Annotated in this window: 24 protein-coding genes; 10 read left to right on the top strand and 14 right to left on the bottom strand. The window is 39.2% G+C overall.

The features are described from left to right. Positions 1-4 precede the first annotated feature (4 nt). From FAZ15_RS14430 to mobA, 7 genes are all read right to left on the bottom strand, one after another. Positions 5-409 carry a hypothetical protein gene (locus FAZ15_RS14430; protein WP_136902016.1) on the bottom strand — a complete coding sequence of 135 codons (405 nt, stop codon included), beginning with the start codon at positions 407-409 and terminating at the stop codon, positions 5-7. Between the two features lie 17 nt (positions 410-426). Beyond that, a complete protein-coding gene (locus FAZ15_RS14425) occupies positions 427-708 on the bottom strand; it encodes a hypothetical protein (RefSeq protein WP_136902015.1) in 282 nt (93 codons plus the stop codon). 10 nt (positions 709-718) lie between these two features. Further along, positions 719-1,441 carry a hypothetical protein gene (locus FAZ15_RS14420; protein WP_136902014.1) on the bottom strand — a complete coding sequence of 241 codons (723 nt, stop codon included), beginning with the start codon at positions 1,439-1,441 and terminating at the stop codon, positions 719-721. Between the two features lie 137 nt (positions 1,442-1,578). Then, complete coding sequence (locus FAZ15_RS14415; RefSeq protein WP_136902013.1) at positions 1,579-2,304, bottom strand: LytR/AlgR family response regulator transcription factor; 726 nt, start codon at positions 2,302-2,304, stop codon at positions 1,579-1,581. Then, entirely contained in the window at positions 2,270-3,034 is a 765-nt protein-coding gene (locus FAZ15_RS14410; protein WP_136902012.1) for a sensor histidine kinase, read from the bottom strand. The genes FAZ15_RS14415 and FAZ15_RS14410 overlap by 35 nt, the downstream gene beginning before the upstream one ends. 826 nt (positions 3,035-3,860) lie before the next feature. Further along, positions 3,861-5,132 carry a conjugal transfer protein MobB gene (gene mobB / locus FAZ15_RS14405; RefSeq protein WP_136902011.1) on the bottom strand — a complete coding sequence of 424 codons (1,272 nt, stop codon included), beginning with the start codon at positions 5,130-5,132 and terminating at the stop codon, positions 3,861-3,863. Between the two features lie 4 nt (positions 5,133-5,136). Then, a complete protein-coding gene (mobA, locus tag FAZ15_RS14400; protein WP_136902010.1) occupies positions 5,137-5,571 on the bottom strand; it encodes a conjugal transfer protein MobA in 435 nt (144 codons plus the stop codon). A 546-nt stretch (positions 5,572-6,117) separates the two neighbouring features. Here mobA and FAZ15_RS14395 point away from each other — a divergent pair. From FAZ15_RS14395 to FAZ15_RS14375, 5 genes are all read left to right on the top strand, one after another. Then, on the top strand, positions 6,118-6,609 hold the full coding sequence (locus FAZ15_RS14395; protein ID WP_136902009.1) for a DUF3408 domain-containing protein: 492 nt from the start codon (positions 6,118-6,120) through the stop codon (positions 6,607-6,609). 103 nt (positions 6,610-6,712) lie between these two features. Beyond that, positions 6,713-7,012, top strand: a complete 300-nt coding sequence (locus FAZ15_RS14390) for a hypothetical protein (RefSeq protein WP_136902008.1) — start codon at positions 6,713-6,715, stop codon at positions 7,010-7,012. A gap of 109 nt (positions 7,013-7,121) precedes the next feature. Next, positions 7,122-7,505 carry a hypothetical protein gene (locus tag FAZ15_RS14385; RefSeq protein WP_136902007.1) on the top strand — a complete coding sequence of 128 codons (384 nt, stop codon included), beginning with the start codon at positions 7,122-7,124 and terminating at the stop codon, positions 7,503-7,505. Between the two features lie 100 nt (positions 7,506-7,605). Beyond that, complete coding sequence (locus tag FAZ15_RS14380) at positions 7,606-7,902, top strand: helix-turn-helix domain-containing protein (RefSeq protein WP_136902006.1); 297 nt, start codon at positions 7,606-7,608, stop codon at positions 7,900-7,902. Continuing rightward, entirely contained in the window at positions 7,899-8,180 is a 282-nt protein-coding gene (locus FAZ15_RS14375) for a helix-turn-helix domain-containing protein (protein WP_136902005.1), read from the top strand. Before FAZ15_RS14380 ends, FAZ15_RS14375 begins: the two co-directional genes overlap by 4 nt. 4 nt (positions 8,181-8,184) lie before the next feature. Here FAZ15_RS14375 and FAZ15_RS14370 read toward each other — a convergent pair whose 3' ends face one another. The 4 genes from FAZ15_RS14370 to FAZ15_RS22520 form a co-directional block, all read right to left on the bottom strand. Then, on the bottom strand, positions 8,185-8,979 hold the full coding sequence (locus tag FAZ15_RS14370) for an LEM-3-like GIY-YIG domain-containing protein (protein WP_136902004.1): 795 nt from the start codon (positions 8,977-8,979) through the stop codon (positions 8,185-8,187). 83 nt (positions 8,980-9,062) lie between these two features. Beyond that, positions 9,063-9,515, bottom strand: a complete 453-nt coding sequence (locus FAZ15_RS22880; RefSeq protein ID WP_238387266.1) for a site-specific integrase — start codon at positions 9,513-9,515, stop codon at positions 9,063-9,065. Further along, positions 9,512-9,910 (bottom strand): Arm DNA-binding domain-containing protein, encoded by a 399-nt coding sequence (locus tag FAZ15_RS22875; protein ID WP_238387265.1) that lies wholly within the window; start codon positions 9,908-9,910, stop codon positions 9,512-9,514. The genes FAZ15_RS22880 and FAZ15_RS22875 overlap by 4 nt, the downstream gene beginning before the upstream one ends. A 305-nt stretch (positions 9,911-10,215) precedes the next feature. Continuing rightward, positions 10,216-10,416 (bottom strand): hypothetical protein, encoded by a 201-nt coding sequence (locus FAZ15_RS22520; RefSeq protein ID WP_162304957.1) that lies wholly within the window; start codon positions 10,414-10,416, stop codon positions 10,216-10,218. 52 nt (positions 10,417-10,468) lie between these two features. Here FAZ15_RS22520 and FAZ15_RS14360 point away from each other — a divergent pair, with 52 nt between their 5' ends. Genes FAZ15_RS14360 through FAZ15_RS14355 form a run of 3 tightly spaced genes read left to right on the top strand, consistent with a single transcriptional unit; the run spans position 10,469 to position 11,548 of the window. Then, entirely contained in the window at positions 10,469-11,011 is a 543-nt protein-coding gene (locus tag FAZ15_RS14360; protein ID WP_202912402.1) for a MauE/DoxX family redox-associated membrane protein, read from the top strand. Between the two features lie 21 nt (positions 11,012-11,032). Then, the gene (locus tag FAZ15_RS22870) at positions 11,033-11,182 is read left to right on the top strand and encodes a hypothetical protein (RefSeq protein WP_238387264.1); all 150 of its coding nucleotides are present in this window, start codon (positions 11,033-11,035) and stop codon (positions 11,180-11,182) included. 21 nt (positions 11,183-11,203) lie between these two features. Next, the gene (locus FAZ15_RS14355) at positions 11,204-11,548 is read left to right on the top strand and encodes a hypothetical protein (protein WP_136822881.1); all 345 of its coding nucleotides are present in this window, start codon (positions 11,204-11,206) and stop codon (positions 11,546-11,548) included. A 50-nt stretch (positions 11,549-11,598) separates the two neighbouring features. Here the strand turns inward: FAZ15_RS14355 and FAZ15_RS14350 are convergent, their stop codons facing one another. The 3 genes from FAZ15_RS14350 to FAZ15_RS14340 are packed head-to-tail and all read right to left on the bottom strand — an operon-like array spanning position 11,599 to position 16,923. Beyond that, entirely contained in the window at positions 11,599-12,945 is a 1,347-nt protein-coding gene (locus FAZ15_RS14350; RefSeq protein ID WP_162304956.1) for a RagB/SusD family nutrient uptake outer membrane protein, read from the bottom strand. Positions 12,946-12,947: 2 nt separating this feature from the next. Then, positions 12,948-16,151 (bottom strand): SusC/RagA family TonB-linked outer membrane protein, encoded by a 3,204-nt coding sequence (locus FAZ15_RS14345; RefSeq protein WP_136902002.1) that lies wholly within the window; start codon positions 16,149-16,151, stop codon positions 12,948-12,950. Further along, positions 16,141-16,923, bottom strand: a complete 783-nt coding sequence (locus FAZ15_RS14340) for a TlpA family protein disulfide reductase (RefSeq protein WP_136902001.1) — start codon at positions 16,921-16,923, stop codon at positions 16,141-16,143. The genes FAZ15_RS14345 and FAZ15_RS14340 overlap by 11 nt, the downstream gene beginning before the upstream one ends. Before the next feature lie 449 nt (positions 16,924-17,372). Between FAZ15_RS14340 and FAZ15_RS22515 the strand changes: the two genes are divergently transcribed. Both FAZ15_RS22515 and FAZ15_RS14335 read left to right on the top strand, forming a co-directional pair. Then, on the top strand, positions 17,373-17,516 hold the full coding sequence (locus FAZ15_RS22515; RefSeq protein WP_162304955.1) for a hypothetical protein: 144 nt from the start codon (positions 17,373-17,375) through the stop codon (positions 17,514-17,516). Positions 17,517-17,923: 407 nt separating this feature from the next. After that, positions 17,924-18,388 (top strand): helix-turn-helix domain-containing protein, encoded by a 465-nt coding sequence (locus FAZ15_RS14335; protein WP_136902000.1) that lies wholly within the window; start codon positions 17,924-17,926, stop codon positions 18,386-18,388. Positions 18,389-18,426: the final 38 nt, after the last annotated feature.

Below are 18,426 nucleotides of genomic sequence, written 5' to 3'. Positions count from 1 at the left end.
TTTTTCATTTTTTCTCCTGCCTTTTCCATTCATTTAATCTTAACCCTACTCCCAATCCCACGTGCCACTGACCGTTTTGTGTTGCGGTTTTTGCATTGTAATAAAGTGGAATTTGAACAGCCCACATCTTGTAACTGTAAGTAAATCCAATTCCAAGATTAGGAGTTACAAAAGCATTTTTGGGCGTTCCTTTGTCTTCTTTGAATCGAAGAGAAGGCAACATTCCAAGGATGAATTTTGAATTTTTGTAAGTCGCATTGATATTCGGACCCGTAAAATTCAAAAAAGCTCCATTTTCCACATACCCACTTATGAAAATGCCATCATATAAAGCGAACGATACTTTATCTTCTTGAGCAAAAGTTGATGTAGAGCTTAAAACTGTCATTATAAAAAGTATTTTTTTCATTTCAAGAAAAGTATTGATTAAATGACTTTGAAAATTCTTCTGTTCGGAATTACAAGACCTTGTTTTAGAATAACACTTTCATCTGTAACGCCCCAAATTGTGGTTTCAACGAATAGTTTATCTTTATCATCTTCAAAGTATATTTTTACTTTTACTTGTTCCAAATTGCCCAAAGCCATTGCTCTTTCTAATTCACTTTGGCGTTGTATTTGTTTCTTTTCCATTTTCACAATGTCATCCATAGGAAAATTCAATTTCCCTATATTCTCTTTGTCTATTTCCTTAAATTTCGTTTCCATAATCATCATATTAGAAGAGGTTCACTGTGTTTTTCAATTTGTTAATTCCTGACCTATATTGACTCATAATTGATTTGAACAATTCCCCACTTGATGGTGGTGTCAATACTATGGCATCTGCTCCCGATCTAATTGAAGTTTGGATATTTTCAATGGTTTTTCCACCCGTTGCAATTATGGGAAAACAAGGTACAGCAAAGTTGATGTGCTCAATTATTGAAGCCGTATTCGGACCACCTGTTACGTGAAAAATATCTACTCCCGCATTTACCCTGTCTTTGAATGAAAGCTCTTTGAGGGAAACGCTAGAAATAATTGGGATATTAATTTTTCGTTTAATCGCTTCAATATGATTGTTCTGAAATGGTTGATTAACGATGATAGCCGCTGCACCCAAACCTTCTGCTACTAATGCCATTTCTAAAGAAACTTTACCCTGAGTTAAACCACCGCCAACGCCACAAATCACAGGTTTCTCTGAAAAATCAATAAGTGATTTCATAATTTTCTGTGAGGGAGAAAATGGATAAACTGCTAAAACTGCATCAGCATCATTGTTTTCAATTAATGCCATATCGGTTGAAAATATAAATGATTTAATTGTTGTATTTCCAAATAATACGCCATTACATTTTTCAGCAATAACATTAGGCGTTGCAATTTTTTTGCTTTGGGTTTTGATGCAGAAAATACTTTTCCGAAAAATGAGGTTTTCTGCTTTCTCGTTTCCCAAATAGACCCAGTATTAATGTTTTCATCCATAGTAATGTAATTTTACATTACAAAGATGATGATTTATAAAGGTTGAAAAATCGTTAATGAGATGAAAGCCGTTCGAATTGTAATAAGACTGAAAAAGTTTGTAATGAATCAGATTTTGACTTTTTGAAGAAATTCGTTTCTATAATTCTCGCTTAAAGAAAGTTTGATATTTTTACCGTGTTCACTTATTAAATTAGTAGTGATTTTATCAAATGAAAATACTTGAACTGCTTTAATGGAAAGTATTTCTTTTTTGTTCACTCTGCAAAAATCACTTGTTGGAAGTAGTTCAGTCAGCTTATCAAATGTGATGTTTTTCAAAACGAATTCTTCTTTGTCAAATAGTCGGGCAACCTTGTCACGGCTATCAGTTTCAGATGCTTTGATGTATGCGATTTTATCAAAAAAAAGAATGGCTTTGCCTTTGTTAGTGTTTAGTTGAATGTATGTTTTATGATTTAATTCTTTTGAGCTCCCAATATGTTTTTTTGCTTTGTCAACTGCTTGCTTTAATCGGTCAATTTTTATTGGTTTCCTAATGTAATCAATTGCATTCAGGTCAAATGCTTCTGCGGCATAATCTTTATAAGCTGTCGCGAAAATTACAGGTTTGCCATTCAATAAATTGGCAATTTGTAAACCATTCATTTCAGGCATTTCAATGTCTAAAATACAAATGTCAAAATCTAATTTTGATGCTTCTTTAAGGAAAATATTAGGATTGTTAAATGCTTTTACAACTTCCAAATCAGGAAGCTGTTCGCAGAGCATTTTCAAGTAAGTTAGTCCTGGCAGCTCATCATCTAAGAGCAAGCATTTTAGCTTTGTGTTCAAGTAAATTAATTTTTAAATGTGCTATGTAAATATCTCCTTCCGTAAACCGGTCGAGTTTGAAATTGTCCGTATATATAATTTTTAACCGTTGTTCCAGAGTTTCAACACCAATGCCGCCTTTTTCTTTCTTCATTGCTTTTTTAGCAGACATTTTATTTGAAACGGTCAACGAAAAAACATTTTCCTTGAATTCAAAAACAACCGCAATAAAAGCGTCAGCACTTTGTAAATCAGCGTGTTTAAAAGCGTTTTCAATGAAATCTATGGAAACTAGCGGGGCTAATAATCTTTGTTCAAGCAAAGGTTCAGATTCATTTATTTTGGTTTTAATCTTCAATTCGAACAAAGGACTGATCTTTATTTTGTTGATTTCAATAAGATTTAAAGCAAAGTCTATCTCTTCTCTTGGTGTTACAAATTTGTTTCGGCTTTCATACAGAATGTAGTCCAAAACATTCGCCAATTTGTCAAGTGCAAAATAGGTCTGATAAGCGTGGGACTGAATGGAATTAAGAATGTTCTTAAATAGATGCGGATTAAGTTTTGATTCAAGGGTTTGTAACTCCAACTTGTTGATTTTGCTTTCTAATAGCTGAAATTTGTCGTCAGATTCCTTTCTTCTTTTCTCCGCTTTGGTCAGTCTGAAAATTAAGTAAAAAATTGTGAAAAGAAAGACTGTCCCAATTATTGAGATTAAAACTTCATTTGAAATGTTTGTTAAATTGGTCATTCAGTTGCAAAGTTAATTACTCAAGTCGACTTTCTGTCCGAGTATTGTTAAAAAGTTGCTTTGTCCGTTTTACTCACGGCATAAATTGATTTTAAATGGTATTCGTGATTGCTTCGCGGTTCTGAAGCGTTGGCAAATGTGTCGGAAAAAGCTAAATGTGCCTTTTGTTATTTTATCTCTCTTTAGTTTCTGTAATTTTCTCTTTAATATTGGCGATAACGCACAAATATCAGAAATTCTTACAAAATACACAAAGTTTACATCTATCAATTTGTTAATGACTGATGGTTTTACAGTAAGCGAAAACATCAATCACAAACTTGTTTTGCGATTATGTTATGGAATGGGTTTGCTTATAAGCTAAATCGTAAATTCAAAATTTACGGACATCGACAGGTGGGATATAAAAGTCCACATTCCTAGAGGAAATTGTAAAAAAGACTAGTCTGTAAATCCGCTACATTCGGTTTTAGAAAATTTACGTATTTATTATAAAGAATATCGTTCGAAAGATTTCCTTTTTGAAAGGCAATATGGTTTACATATATACCGTACAAAGTTCACAGCGCGTTTTCAAAAATAAAATAAAAAGGCAATAATAAACAAAAACATAGGCATTCATGAATTGAAGTACATCTTTAATACACATCTTTTGGGTCTTTAACGATATCCCTACCACACAGATTTATCTCAAGGATTTTGGACACATTTCTTGCTAAATTCGTTTCGCCTTTAGGCAGGATGTGAAAATCAAAGCTCTAAGTTTGAAATATCGAATATTGTAGCAGTGCCTAAAATATTTTAGATATAACAATAAAATGAATTTTTACCTCCTTTTCCTGATATATCGTTTAATTTTCTTTTGCATTTGATTAGCAAACTGTTCTTCTTCGTAATCCTCGCCTTGTGCATCTGGTAGCAAGCAGAACAATCCCAAATCATAATTAAGCGAATGTTCCTGCGAGGTAAACTCAAAAAGCTCTTTCGTTGGTAGATTGTCTATTGCGTTTGTATTGGAAACAGGGCTATCCTGTATCTTGGGTTCGGGTTTGTTTCCGTTGTTCCACCAATCGTTAAACAAATTTGCCGACAAGTTTCTATCTAACGCCGAACCGTTCCAAACGCTACGGCTTTCATGGTCGATAAAGGTCATACCGTAAATCCGTCTCTCATTGTTTCTGCGTACAACGGTATTGATGCCCTGCTCGGTCAATTGCTTTCTAAATTCACTTTCGCTGTTTGTCGTGTGTATGGCAAGCTCAACAGTATTTTTCAGAACTGACCTTGCAGGATCGCTTTTCATTTTTTCTTTGAACTGTTCAAAGTGTTTTTGAAGCTGTGCAACTCCTGCATCTTTTCCGAACAGCGATGCCTTGAACGGATTGCCTGCCTTATTTCCGTTTTCATCCAATGCCACATAGACCAATCCGTTTACGTTTTGTCCGTTCCGCTCGCCTTTGACTTCTTCTGCCGTGATGTTGAATAGCGACAATAGAGCATTATAACTTCCCATCGTCGGAAAGCTGTAATACTTCGGCAGATGACGGACTACCGAAGCGATCTGGCTTTTGATGTCTCCAACCTTATAATCCACAGGCCTGAAAACTTTGTGACTCTGATTTTGTTCTTTTTCGGTTGCTTTTTGTAGGTTGTATTTCGTTTCCAGATCACGGCAAATTGCCATTGAACGCGGATAGTCGTAATCATCGGGGATTTTTCTGCCGTCAATGCCCACGCAGGTCGAAACGATGTGTATATGCGTGCGGTCAATGTCTGTATGCTTGAAAACAATATAGGGCTGATTGCCGTAGCCCATACGCTTCATATACTCCTGTGCCATTGCTGTAAATTGCTCATCGCTTACCTTGTCTTTCGGGTCGGGATTCAATGAAATATGCCGTACTGTTTTTTCCGTTTTGATGTTTGCCGACAGATACGGCTCAAAATACTGATTAAAATACTGGGTGGAATACCTACTGTCCACCGTGTCAGGTATCTTGTTCAGCAACAAAACCGCTCCGTTTTCCTTTTCAACTTTCTGCTGATTGTACAAAATCGCACCGTACATATTGCTTCCTTTTCCGATTTTTGCAATCATAATTTTACGCTTTTTTCAGATACTTTGCTTCAAATTCTGTGGTCAGGGCAACAACTTTCAGCAACAGTTCTTTCATTTCTACTGTCTGTTTTTCCAATTTGTAGAGGTATGTGGACGCTTTTTTCTCCGAAAAATTGGTATTCAACAGCTTAACAAGCTGATTATAATTGGTTGCTATTCCCCTGAACTGACTGAAAAACCGGGTCAGCCCTGCATGATATTCAACTGCATCCATATCAATTTTTACGGTCTTAACCGTCTTTTGAAAGATACAAGCCGTAATAAAATGAGCCATTACTTTCATTCCCGATTGGTCAAAGAGGGCAAGAAATTTGGCGTTTTCCTCTGCATTCAGGTTAATGGAATACCGATTGACCGCAGGGTCAATCTTTGGTTTCCTTCCTGTTTTCCTAATCTGTTTTCTGTTTTTCTCTTCCATAATAAATCCATTTTAATTTTAAACAAACGGGCGACTTCGGAGCCGTTTCCAGCTCCCTGCAAGGGCAAGTGCCTTTGAGTGCCGAAATTCATTTCGAGGACCTCAAAGGATAACTTGCTCTGAACACGGGTTCAGAAAATCCGTTTTGCAAACGGATTGGAATTAGCAGGGAAAACCCATCGCTTCCGATTACAAAGTTCGATAAGACTATTTGAATAACAGTCACTTACAATTACGTCAAATAAAGCCAATGAACGCCAAATAGTACCACCTCTATACGGATTGGGACTGCTTTCATTTCTTTTGTATATAGTTAGTTGGCTGATTGGTTATATCCTTATTAAAGTAACTAAACAGCATAAATCCCGACAGCTAATCTGCGTGATTGAATGCAGACGAATTACAGTTTTTTGAGTTAATGAACTAGCCAATTAAGGGTATGCAGGTGCGTAGATAAATAGGTGGTTACATAGATACACCAGTATATACAGCTGAATACTTAACTAGGGAAACAGCTAATTGGATATAATATTAAAATTGAGAAATATGATACACGAAGAAAACAAAAATCAGCAACCCGAAAAAGAGGATTTTATGGAAATGATTATCGGTAACGATAAGAAAAATCCCCAACAGGAAAAACAAACATTAACAAATCGGGACGACTTTGCCAAACCCGATGTGGATGAGGAAGCCTTTATGCAGGTAATAGCAGGGGACGAACCTGCGGAAACCGAAACGGAACAAACCAAACCTTCAGCGAAGACCACGAAAAAAAGTACCTCCAAGCCAAAGAAGCTGAACAAAGAGGATTATTGCGAACAGTTTTTTAAAATCCCGAACACAACGGCAAGCAAAGGAAAATCGGTCTATGTACGGCAGGAACACCACGATAGGTTTAACAGGCTTACCAACATTATGGGCATTGACAAGCTGACAATTTATGCGTATCTCGACAACATTATCGAATACCACTTTCAGGAGTTCGGTGAATTGATTAGTGAAATCTATAACGAGAAACACAAACCGTTGTTTTGATTGTGGTGCGGTGTCGGGCGTGGTGCGGAGCTCCTCCTTAAAATTATTTTCCAAAACAAAAAAAAACAGAAAAAAAAGAAAGCCATTCAAACAAGGCGGACAGGTGTTAAAACCAAAAGGAAACGGAATAAGTCCCGAAGGGTGGCAGGACAAACAGAACAACTCGGCGAAGCCACCATATTTGCCCTGCCATTATGCCGTAAGCTTTTGGTTGGGCGGTGCGGTGGCTGTCCGCCTTATCTTTGCTTCCTTTTGTTCTTTTTTTAATCCCATTCCAATAAATGAAAGGTTACTAAAACACGTATGGGCTAAGGAATTGGGTGTTTTTGGTATGCTTTCCCTTATCCGTACAAAACTTTTTAAATGTGAAGGGGCTTTGCGAGGAAAATTTAAAGTGTTTTGAGGATTGCTTTCCATTTATATTGTGCCAACACAAGCCAAAGACTGCCACTAAATGCCATAGGGAAACAAAGCGATTCCTTGTGTTCTATATTGGGCAAAATTTTGAACCTATGGCACAAAAAGCAACAACCGACAAAGAGCGAAAAGAGAAAGAGCAACTCACGAAAAAAGAGCATAACCCTTTGATACAGGTTGATAAGCACGGCGACCCGATTTCCAATTTCATCGCCAACTTTAAACGCCAATTCAGGGAAGCAAAAGGATTATTAAATTGGGACAAGCTGTTCGGTGGCAAACGTACTGAACCGCCAAAACAACCTGCCGAACCCGAAAGCGTGATAGGTGCAACAAAAATGGTTATCCGTTCGGATTACGAAAACGCTGACAACAGTCAAGCTGTAAAAGTCAATAAAAAGCCTGCGTTGAGAATGGGCAATACAATCAAAACGCAACAGGCTCGCCCGAAAAACAACAAACCAAAGTTGGGATTATAGCCGAGTATTTGGCAACTGAACGCCAAATACCGCCACTGAACGCAACATTAGAATAACCTATGTGAATAGCTTTTATTTTCGAAGTTTAAATGACGTGGATATGGAAATAACAGTTTTAGACATTCAGATTTTAAAGGCACTGCATAGGGAAGCAAGGGAAGTCTCCAATTTGATTAAGGAAATGACCGCACCCTACAAGGCATTGCAACAGGCAACGAAATGGCTCGACCAGCAGGAAGCCTGCCAACTGCTGAACATCAGCAAACGGACATTGCAGACATACAGGGCAAAGGGTATTCTTGGGGCAACGCAGATCAATCGGAAGACGTATTTCAGATTGTCCGAAGTGGAATTACTGATGCAAGGAGAGCGACCATTAAAAAAGCAAAAGAAATGAAACAGATTGGAGATTCAAACGAAGATATGCTTGCCTTGCTGGAAGCTGTGGTAGGCATCAAAAATGAACTGCTGTATATCAGGGAGTATTTCCATCCTTTATTAAAAGGGGAAATCTATCTGTCAGGCGAACAGGTCTGCGAGATGTTACACATCAGCAAACGAACGTTGCAACAGTACAGGGATGACGGACTACTACCTTTTATCAAGCTCGAACGGAAAATCCTTTTCCGAGAAAGCGATATTGTGAAAGTGTTAGAAGATAATTATCAGCGTTAGTCGATTAACGCCCGTTATTTGTAGTGGGGATTTTTTCAAAATAGCGAATTGGATTTGCCATTCCTCTAATTTTAGAAACTTCTTTATTCATATATATATCAAGAATTTCTTTTGAAGTAACTTCTGAACCTTCAAATCCCCATCTTTTTACACCTCTATTTTCAATATCCTGAACCCATTTTTCAGGTTTAAATACCGCTCTAATTACACCTTTATATTCTGCTAAAACAAAATCTGAATTTTCTGCTCTGTTTTTGTCTAATACCCACCAACCTCTAGTTGCTTCATAAATATTTGGTCTGTCATAAATTGGGTTCTCACTTTTCTTTTTTCGTTTATTATCGTATGTTTTGTTTATATTGATTACCAAAATGTTATGTTTAATATCTTCATTTTTTAATACTTCACAATTGTAAAGTATTTCACACTCATTAACAGTTTTTATCCCTTGATTAAACGAATAATGTCCTGCAACAATATTTGAAATTTTCGCAATCTCCGCAAAATCCTTAAAAGTTAAAAAATCAATTAAAACAGATTCAACTATTAGTGCTTCATTTTCTTCTAATCCGTGTCTAACTATAAAGTGTTTTACTTTTAGATTTTCTAATTTAATCGCTCTTATAATCTCTAATTTTTCAGTTCCGCTTGGGTTGAATATCGCTTCATTAATATGAAAAAAAACACGATTTCCATAACCTTTTCCGACATAGAATATTTTATTATCTCTTGGGTCTATTAAAATATAAACATAAGATTTTAATTCTTCTTGCGCCTTTTGTGAAAATTGTTCAATCATATTTTGATGTTTTATTGACTTCAAAAATACAAAAAAGCCAATGCAGTTTCTTGCATTGGCTTTCTTTAATCACTTCATTGGTTTTATAGTTGCGAAACAAAAGACTGTTCCATACCCTTGAATTTATGCGATACCTTTTGCATATCCTTACCAACTTTCTCATTAAGTATCTTGGCATAAATCTGTGTGGTGGCAATGTTTTTATGCCCTAGCATTTTGCTCAAACTCTCCAATGGAACACCCTCGCTCAAAAACAATGTTGCGAAGGTATGACGTGCTAAATGAAAGGTTACTTTCTTTTCTTTAAGGCAATCAATCAATTGAGATATTCTTTTTAAGCTGTCATTACAAACCGTATTTGATGGTACAGGAAATACCTTTCCGTCCTTTGACAATCCTGCATATTTTTCAATAATCATTTTTGGAATATCTAAGAGCATCACGTTTGATGACGTAGCTGTTTTCTTTCTTCGCACAATAATCCACTGGTTACCGTCAAAGAAATCTTGAAGATTGCTGTTTTTAAGCCCTTTCATATCTGAATATTGACCTTTTTCTCATAGTCGGATAAGAACTGTTCATAGAACTTAAAAAAGGTCAGTTCTCCGCTTTCCATTCCAAGAAAAGCGTTTTTGAGTTTAGCACTGTTTACAGTGCCCTCGTTCTTCAGGGTTTTGGAATAGCAATCTTCTATACCCAAACGTATCTTGTCAAGTTTGCCGTTCGTGTCTTGGGCTTCTCGGCTTTTACCTAAAACCCTTCCGTACTTCAAATCCCAATTTGTTGCGGAAATATCCAGCTTTGTACTGAATGCAGACTGTTTGCCGTTTACGGTAATCCTGCACATAACCGTAACTTTTCCGTTTTTCTTTGGGGCGTTCTTTTTAAGGTAGAACAATACCTTAAATGTTGATTTTTTTGTCGTTTCCATACTCACAATTCTTAATGATAAAATTAAACCTATGTGAGCTACGGAACAATATGAGAAACTATGCAGAAAGCTGAAATACAGTATTTTAAAACGATTGTTTCTAATGTTTAAAAGTAACGTTTTAGTAACCTTACTTTTGCCAAACCTCGCTTTTTACTGCTTTTTACCTCATTACCAAAAAATCATAAAACGGCTGTAAAGCCTTTATTTACAACCGTTTTGCCTGTTATTAATCTTTGATGTATTTTTACTGAAACTTTATTTTAAAAAACTAGGGGACTCCCCCCAGCTCCCCCCTTAAGCCGCTACCCATTAGGCACCAAAAACAGTGCGCATACCACCAAAAACCCAAATATCAATAAGAATCCAGATACTCCCAAAAATAGCCTAAATTTCCCCCTACGCCTAGGCACACCCTTCCTCATTGCCCAGAAACGGCGGTACACCTCTGAAATCTGTCCCCCCGCATCCCCACTTTCATGCTCTACCTTTGATTTATCAAACACAATAAAAGGCAAATCTGCGGATTAACAAATTCGCACATCAGCAACAACGCATATGAGAACACGACAATACATAGTACAAGCAATCACCGTAGCCTTACTCCTACTGTGGATCCCCGTATCGATCGATAAATTAATAAATTTTCAACAGTTTAAATACGGAATCCTTCAGCAACCATTAAGCTATACCATTGCTTGGATAGTTATCTACACCTTGCCTGTTTTAGAAATTTCGATAGTCATTTTGCTGGTGATACAGAATCTCCGTCATTCAGCGAAACGAAGTAACGTGGGAATCTGGAGATTTCATTTAACAAATCCCTTTCTCCTATCGTCCGTGTTGATGGCAGCCTTTACCGGTTATGTCGGGTTGGCTCTTTTAGGCGCATGGGGCAAGGTACCCTGTGCATGCGGATCGGTGATCAGCGGGATGAGCTGGATGCAGCACTTTTGGTTTAACTTACTCTTTCTAACCATCAGCATTACAGGCGTTATACTACACAAGAGTCTAACATTTTTTTCATCGCCTTTGCGAGATGTGAATTCGAACGGAGGTGAGAACACAAACATAAAGCCCGATAGGCTTCAAAGAGAATAGCACAACTATTTACAGCGGAACTTGGATTCTAGGTTAGTCCGGGCAAAGGGTTTGTCGCCAAAAGACATTTCAGACTATCCCAAGCGCTTGCCCCGGCACCGTACAGAAAATGGGCAAGCGCAGGATAGGAAGGATCTAGGGAACACAGCTGTTCCCTACCAAAAACAGTAAAAACAAATAAACACAAGCAAAATGCTTAAAACACTCAAAAAAAATGCAATGGCCTTAGCAGCTATGGCGATTGCAGCAACAAGTTTAACGATGATGTCGTTTGAAACTTCGGCGGTACAAACATCGTACTTCTACGAGTACACATCTAATTCCACCAATCAGAGTGATATCGAAGATATCAATAACTACCAGCGGTCGGAAGCAAGTTGTGAACCAGGGGAGCACGTATGTGGGGTAAATTTGCCCACCAATACAGGAAATGGCAATGCGCCAGCTCCGACAGAATTCGATGCTGTAAAAAGCCAACTTTGGGCAGCTGAGCAAGCGGGTTCAACCACTAATCCTCAAATTTCAATGAAGGAATAAGTGTAGTGCAAGACCGCCCTCCCATCAATCGAAGGGAGGGCGATCTTGTTTTAAGGATTTTGCTCTATCCCACTGAACAGTATGGATTCCCGAAGAATTTTAAACACGTATCGCTCACCATTTGGCTCAAGTGCTAACATATCATCATCATCAAGTTTTCTTTTCAGCGTTTTTTTAAATCTATTTTCCTGATTCAAGCGTTTCAAATCCGACCATCGTAAACAACGAAAAAGTAACTCCTTTCTCCTTTCTAAAAGAATAACATGCAAGAGCTCATCTTTGTCTAAACCAGTTAACTCGACAAACCTCTCTTTTTGCCAACGGTGTTTCAGTAGGGTATTCAAATCGACAAGCGCCTTGTCAATGTCTCCTGCACGCGCGTTGCATTCAGCTCTGATCAAGAACATTTCGTCGGTGGCAAGTCCGACAAATTGAATTGCAGCACTAGCACCCGAATAATGCCCTTTGAACCCCTTTGTACCATCCGCATTATGTATGAAAAATGCCTTCAATCGCAAGTCGTCCATATCATAGGTTTGAACCAGCAAGGTATCAACCCGGCCCCGCGCACGATTAAGCAGATTAGAGACCGATGCCTGCACATCAAGGATCACTTCATCGTTCCGCACTTTAAAAGGTATATTTTGTGCGGTGTTTAGCGCGTTGTAATCCACCAACGTTGATTGAATACGCAGACATGAATCCGCATACAGACCTGCTTTCGCATAGCTACCCATAGCCAGGTGGATCCGCGCAAGTAAGCCGTATCCCGCAGCCTTGTTTGGTTGAAATTTGTTTGACAATCCTTCGTCTAATGAAGGAATAGCCGCTTCAATATCTTTTATAATAAAATCATAAGTTTCTTTTACACTTGCACGTTGCGGCACCTTGTTGATATCAGCGGTCCGTTTTAAAGGGATACCTAAGTCTGTCTGAGCCGACCCTGCCATATACGGTTTACAAAACAGATCTGCTAGCGCATAATGATAGAATGCACGCCAAAACAGGGCCATCGCGTATAGTTTCTTCTTTTTTTCTAAATCAGCTGTTTTAACGTGGTCTAATGTCTCAAGGATTATATTCGCTGAGAATATGGCTGAGTACGGGAAAGACCAGAATGGGCCGACGTCATCGTTCGGTTCCCATCGGTAAGTTCTTCGCTCCCGCTCAGATGCACCATTTAAATGCTGAACACTGACGAAAAAGTTGTCCGACGCAATCTCGGAAGCGTAGGGATATACGGCATTGAATTTACCATAATCTTTTAGCAGTAGTTCGACATCCTCCGTTGAAGAGGGTGAGGCAATCTTAGCCGAGCTTTTTTCGTCGAGAAATGTCTCGCAGGAAGAAAGCGCCCTTGTTGAAATGGCTAGCAATATTATAATATAGAATTTCATGATCATAAGTTTAGTTGGATACCTAGTGAAAAATTGATAGGTCGGCGAAATCCGATCGAGTTTTCTGGATCGACGTTGAAAGTATTTGCTTTCCATAGCATAACATTCATGTTATCGACGAACGCATGGCATGAAAGCGAGCGAATTAAAGAGATCCCTGTAGCATGCACCTGATATTGCAGCCGCAGTTCATTTAGTCGGATATGGTCAGCCTTTTGCACATTTATGTCTGCATATCTATAAAAATTATCTCGACGCGAATTAGCAGGGTATTGGATGGAGGGAACATTTGTGTGAACTTCGTCTCCAGATTCTCTCCATCGGTTTACGTACTCTAAATTCCCGTTCGATTCCCCATACTGAAACAGTGTGCCATAATTCAGCGCATGCTTTCGAAAATAATGTCCGAACTTATAGTTCAGTCCGGCTAGCAGACTCCAGTTTTTCCATCGGAATGTGTTCCTCCACGATCCGAAAAACGGCGGAAGAGAAGGACCGTGCAATATTTGATCTTCGATCGTGTTTAATTGCATTGCAATATAGTCCTCGCTTACCTCATCGTTGAGGTAACCCCTTGGGTTTCCGTTCTCAGGGTTCAGACCTGCCCAGCGATAACTGGCTATGAGATAGGGATTATATCCTTCTACGGGAAAGATACCCTGTCCTGATGAGACCAGACCATCCAGTGAGGGGGGATCAAGATTCTGTGTGACTTTGAAATCAGCATAACTGAATAGAAGCATACTGCTCCAGTTAAAACGTCTTTCGATTAGAGAAGCCGATAGGCTAATATCAAGCCCACTCCCCACGATAGCCGCCGAATTCTTTGGCTGTATCGACATTCCGACGATCGGATCCAGCTTCGTGGAATTGAAAAGATCTGTAGACTTCTTCTTGTAGTATTCAATGTTACCTTTTAATCTGTTTGCGGAAAATGCTTCGAAATCAAGCCCTACGTTCGTAGTTCTAACAGTTTCCCACCGCAACGATGGATTGGGCCCCATAGACACGGTTGCAAAATTCTCATTGACAGGGCTCCATGCCCCGCCATAATAGTTGATCTGTGTAAGTGCTGTAGCATTTAACGGGATATTCCCGCTATATCCGTAAGTTGCTCTAAGTGATAATTTCTTTATTGCGGAAAATTCAAAAAAATCTTCCTTTGACAGATGCCATAATCCACCAACCGACCAAAGCGGATTCCACTTTTGATTTGTCGATACACCAAACAGGTTCGAAGCATCCCTACGCACGCTTCCTGTCACAGTATATCTATTGCTATATGTATATGCTCCATTTCCGTACAATGAAATGAACCTATTTACATATCTGTTAAGATTTGCTCCGAAGGGGATGTAATTCCAGCCGAATAGGTTGTTGAAACTAGCATATTGCGTAGTAGGGTCTATATTGGTAAATGTGAGTTTATCCTTATCATAACCATACAATATGCTCGTTGCGGACTCATTTTTGAGATCCCTTGCTTCCGATCCGATAATTGCATTTACCTCATGCCTTCCAAAGCTTCGATGGAAATCAATCTGTGCTCTTATATTATATGAAGAACTGGTATTTTCAGAAGATTCCCGAATAGCGCCCCGTGGTATGTGATTTTCGACATCACCTGAAGTAATTTGCGTAAACCTGTTATTGAGGTTTCGTGTATAGTAGCTGTCCTGATGATTCAAATGGTTAGATTCACCATTTCCAAACTGCTTTTGAAATTTTATCTTACCGGTAAATCCATATTTCCAGCTATAATCCATTCCCCAATTAATGATAATATCATTCGAACGAGTCACCTTATCAGATAAAGCCAGTTCTTGAAGCGGGCGATACTTCCAATCCAAAAGCTGCCCGCCCCCAGCCGTGTCCGTAAAAAGGCTGCGATAATAGATATCAAGTGGTAATGCATCCCCCGATGGCGTCGCCAGCTGGCTATACCCCGAAATGCCCCTGAAGTCGCCATATCCACCAGGACTGTTGTTGGTATTGTTTTGAAAAGCCATCCATATCCCCACCTGCATATTAAGCTTATCAGTAAATTGGATTGTATTATTGGACCGCAAATTAAATCGCTGATTCGCATCTCCTATCCGATGTTCTAGATTCTTATCAAACCCAGCAGATAACACAAAACTTAAGCGGTCACGGCTGCCCGACATAGTGGCTGCGTATTGCTGATTTGCTACCCGTCGGTAGAGGTAGTTTTGCATATCATGCCTAAAATCTTCTCGTTTTAAAGCGTCGAGACGCTCTTCGAGTGCATTGTCCGATAGATAACCCAATCGGTTCTCTTCCATAAGCTCTGCTACTAAAGGGATAGAGGGGCTACTTAACATAGAAAACCGAGCCGTATAATATCCTTTTTCATACAGCATCCTTTCCATCTCTACATATTCGGGCGTAGGCAAATGGTTTGAGGTGAATAGGTCGGGGCGTGGCGAGACAGTCATATTGGAGATCACGCTGGTCGATAAACGCTGTCCCACCCTAGCTGTTTTGCTTTTGATTACAATAACACCATTGCCTGCGCGCGCTCCCCAGATCGATGCGGCGGCGGCGTCTCTTAAGATAGAGATAGATTCAATATCATTAGGATTGAGAGCATCCAGGTCCCCTTCAAACGGAAAATTATCCAGAATGACCAAAGGCTTCATTGATTCCGACCCGAGAGAAGAAAGTCCCCTGATCTGTACCGTGGGATTATCCGGATTCAAATTATTTGTTAATAGCCCATTTGTTAATCCATCCAACCTGCTCATCACGTTCGAGCCAATTCGTTGGTTCCAAAGCGAACTGTCAATGAAGGCATACGATCCGGTTGCCCGCTCTTTCGGTATACTCTGAAATCCGGATTCAATAACCACCTCCTCTATAACATTGTTAGATCGCCGCAACTCCATCATCAGGGGGAGCGCCGTAGTATCATTGACAGGATGTCGAACTTCTTCATAATCGATACCAGAAAATATCAGGGTATCAAAAGGATAGCGGAGCAAAAGATAAAATGCTCCTGTACTATCCGATTGCGATCTCGTAAGACTTCTGGAGAATCTCATATTTATACCCTCAATTGTCTTTCCGGATTTTTCATCAATTACCTCTCCCCAAATCCTTTTGACACCGGTCTGTGCGTTACTATTAATCGCGGACACACATAGGAAAAAGAAACATAGTACCGCAGTCAGTAGTTTAGTTGCCATAACGATCACCTCCTTCTTTCAGCAACAGCTGTTGTAACCGTCCATGGTTTAGTTCCTTTTTTCCAGTAATAGCAAGTACCTCGCCTTTCTCATTTAACCAGATCAAACGAGGGTATACTTTTGGCTGAAAGTATTTGGTTATTATTTTATCATTATATATACTTGGGACTGCGAAACTGCCCGTTACCCCTCGACCTTGCTGCTCCATGATATACAGAATACGTAAGCGGTCATCTTTACTTGACGCTGGATTCACTAGAAGAATTTGTAGATCATCCCTAAAAACATTTTGGATGCTGTCTAATGAAGGAAAAGAATTTATGCAACTGCTGCACCAGCTACTCCAAAAATCCAGTATAATAAGCTTCTTATCGCGGTAGTCGTTGAGTGTGATGGTATCCTTACCATCGGGATGGTTTACGACCTGTAATGGCAGGTTCCACAGCGCCTCGGGGATCGTATCCCCGATCTGGAGCGGTTTGATTACAGCTAACCCATTGGCGGCAGCCTGCTCTCCAGCAGACTGCGCCTGGGCCTCACTAAACAACACGATGAAACATATCATTCCTATTAAAGAAAGGTTATACCGCCTCCTCCTGCTGCTACCCTCATCACTACGAGGAGCGGAGTGACGCGATAATCTCTCAGACAATTCTTCTGTAGCAACGTCATCGCGTTGCGCGCAGCGCTGTAGCGATCTTTTTGTTGTAATTATTGCAGCGCGTATCGTTCGCAATAGCGCATAGCATTCCCCTTTGCGTAATTTTCGCATTATTTTTGGTGGTTGTGAGACATTCTAAAAAGTGTGTATTTTTATTTTGTCATTATCCATAGTGTTTGGATCCCTCCAAAGTCGGGATGACAAAAAAAACTACTCCGTTCTTTTCAGATACCTCTGTTTCATAAATTAATTCCTAAAAAAGATCCTATTGGGCGCTACTCACGGGGGTGTTCACGTAGGTCAATAATACGGTATCCAGGCGCAGGATCGGGTGGTTTCTGTCCGGCTATTCCGGAGATTTGATGATGTTTTTAAAAAGTTGTTTTTTCATTGTTTCAAATTATTTGTGTTTGTAATTTATTTCAAAAACCGACCCTTCTATACCTTTAGCTGTGCGATGATTTGCATAACCGCGAAAAAGACGCTACTTTTATATTGCTAAATAATAAATTGTATGGGTCCTTCTGTGCCATTATGCCATGCATACATATTTGGTATACATGGAAGGATCGGTATCGAATGAAAACGAGCGACCAAGGCATTTCTTATTGCCGGAGAACCGCTTTGGTGCATCTGCTATTTTAGATAAGCAGTCTTCGTTAGCATCCGAATATCGTGTACTATTTATTCGAGCGGATGGATAAGAGTACTATTGTCGCAAAGGCGACGGCAGAATTGCACTTCGCAGAAGTGTCGTTGTGTTTGAGGGGTTAGTACGGGTTTCCTTTTCATCGCATCATTTTTTAAGCGGTTAGTAAAAAATAAAATGAGTCTTTGGAAGAGAGAGGGCATTAAAAAAGGAAAAGCTCCTACCTTCCTCCGTCAAATGGTACCAGCAAGGACCGACACGGATTCCAGTAGGAGCTTCTCCCATAAATTGTACAAAGATATACAAAATCGGGAATATGCTCCTAAAGGCCTCGTGTCATTAAAATTGCTGGTTTTTTTGACGAGACGCAGATCAGAATAAACTGACCAATACAAAGATAACAATCTAAAATAAAAACAACAACAAATGTTGCAGTTTTTTTTTAAAAAAATCTCTTTAAATATGACTAGACATCTTAGTTCAATTGCTTTTAAAGCTACAGTTGAAAAAATAATCAGAAATAGGAATGAGGAATCAGAAGCTATTTTAGAACTCATTAGTGGGATAATTGGTGATCGCAGTTTTATAATGGGAAAGGTTTTCAATGCTGTTGCAAATATCGCTGAAATTGATATTGATCTTCTCTGCAGTGAACTTTTTGAAGATTACAAATGGGAATTAGTTATAGACCTAAGTAAAGCTAAGACCAAATTGCAAGCATTTATTATGATTTATGCAAATTCTAATAACAGTATTTCTACCGCCTCTGGGATGGAGAAGTCTCGATTCAGTAGACTCCAAAATGGAGAGCTGCAAGAACTATATGCGGACGAAGTCTACGGTCTAGCGAAAGCCTTTGGCCTCAAACCCAGCCAACTGTTTAACTACTTTTACGGCGACGGGGAGCGGCCGGTAGTCGGGTTGTAAAAAACTAATCAGTATAAATAGCCAATTATGCTGCATTC

The sequence above is a fragment of the Sphingobacterium olei genome, from assembly GCF_005048855.1.
GTDB classification, from domain to species: Bacteria; Bacteroidota; Bacteroidia; order Sphingobacteriales; family Sphingobacteriaceae; genus Sphingobacterium; species Sphingobacterium olei.
Note: the sequence above shows the minus strand (reverse complement) of the source record. Positions and strands in the feature narration are given on the sequence as shown.